We start from the raw sequence: 1,951 nt of genomic DNA on the forward strand, positions 1-1,951 counted from the left end.
ATTGGCGACCAGGGTCATGGCCGTGATCCCTTTATTGGTACCGAAGTACTTCGAGGAATACCGGGTTTTAAACGTTTCCAGATGCGTTTCGAATTTCTGACCATCCGCACTGGCGTGCAGTTGGTCTTCCTGAATATGGTAGTGGCGCCAGCGGGTGCCCGAACGATTTTTCATGATCACATTGCGATTATCTCCCTCATCAATATGGCGCGCCACTTCGTTTAGTGAGCTTTCCAGCCGGTGTTGTTTCTCCTGTAACAATGCGTCAACAGGTTGTTTTAGTCTGTCCAGCGTTGATGACTCCAGCAGTGTATCTTGCGATGTTTGCGGGATCAGGTCATCTTCCAGTGCCCGGTATTTGGTGACATTTGACAGATAAATACGTCCGTTCAGTCGTGAAGTTAACTGCCGGTAGAGCAGCCATTCATAACGTTGCGGGTTAACGTTATCCTGTTTCACCAGCCATGGGAGGTGCTTTTTGGGGATAAGCGACGTATCCATTGTCGTCAGTGGTTCACCGGATGCGATTTCCGTTTGCATCTTTTGAAGTTGGGCTACAACATCTTCTGAGCCGTTACCGGCCTCACATTCAAGGCACAGGAACACCGGCCTTAATAGCTGTTCCAGAAGGTTGTGTTGTTCGTCATAATATTGCCACTGGTACTCTTCCACGGTCCGTTTTTGTTTTTTCAGATAAAGGCAAAGAGTCTGAATATCCCGATCATCCATCACTTTCAGTGCCTGTTTCCTGACCTCCGAGAAGGGTTGATTGTCATCAATATTCTCGTCCACAAACAGGTGAAGCAGCTCTGCCGCTTTCGTGACATTGTCCGCAGCTGACTGCCAGGACAAGAACACTGCTTGTTGTGCAAAGGCGTTGGCGGCTTCCTGTTGTTTTCGGATCTGGTAAACAAACCCGTCCGTCAGGCGCTCCAATGCAAGTTGTATGCGCTCTGTCAGATGACACAGCAACCACAGATGCTGCTGTGAGCGTTTAAAGCGCCGCACTTTACTGCCGTAGTAATTAATAAGTTCGCTGAAGTGTTGACGATTTTTTAGCGACAGATTGAGCCTGTCCACAACATCATTGATTTGCGTGTGCCATGGTGCTAACCGGTGGTAAATGGCAAGCTCTTTTTTAAGCTCAGGCACGGTCAGATTTTTGGCACCGCCCCTTAGATGGCTCAGACTCAGCCCGTCACCATTGGCGGTGATGCTGTCCAGAAAGATGTTGAGTTCGTTACTGGTAAGTTGATTCAGTTGGATCTTCAGGTCTTTTCTGACCTGTTGCCTTATGCGGCTTATCAGTCTCTGAAGTACAGTGTACTTAGGAATGGCTATGTGATGAGTGGCCAGGTATTCGATGGCTGCATCAAAGAGATGACGTGGCTCCAGCCAGGCGTTGCCAATCTGCACAAGGTGGTCGAACAAAGATTTGAAGTGCTGACTCTCCTCCCATTTACCATAACCAGAAAGGTCTAATACCTTTGCGTAGAGCCGATCTTTTTGTTTTTGTGAAGGTGTGAATGGCCTGAGACCCTTGCCGCCAGACAACGCTTTACTGATGAACGTTAAATCGTCAGTAACCTGCGAGTAAGCGACATAAGGATGACGGGCTTTGATTTGAAGTATCCCAAAATTGCGACAAAGTAACACTGATGAGCTCTGAGGCGAATTGACCTGCAAACTGCCAATTCAGCATCATTCAGAGTAAAATATAGACGTTGTTCTTCAACTGAAAAGATGGGTGGGGAATAAAGATCTAGCTGTTCTGCACTCGTGAGAATAGAAATTTCGTTTTTAATGGCCATACCAGGGCTGTTCCGTATGAAGATGTACGTTATTCACCTAATTTGGCACATTTTTTAACAGTAACCCACCTCCACAGTCTCCTATTGGCGGCATGTACAGAGGATTATGTCTTTTTAGAGGGGAAAATCCCTAGAACCCC

The 1,951-nt window shown here is 47.2% G+C and carries 1 pseudogene; it reads right to left on the reverse strand.

Annotated elements, in window-relative coordinates:
• Positions 1–1,811, reverse strand: a pseudogene (locus WA381_RS20895) (DUF4158 domain-containing protein); the annotation flags it as partial.
• Between the last annotated feature and the right edge of the window lie 140 nt (positions 1,812–1,951).

The organism is Alteromonas sp. CH_MED4-4, from assembly GCF_037029575.1.
GTDB lineage: Bacteria > Pseudomonadota > Gammaproteobacteria > Enterobacterales > Alteromonadaceae > Alteromonas > Alteromonas macleodii.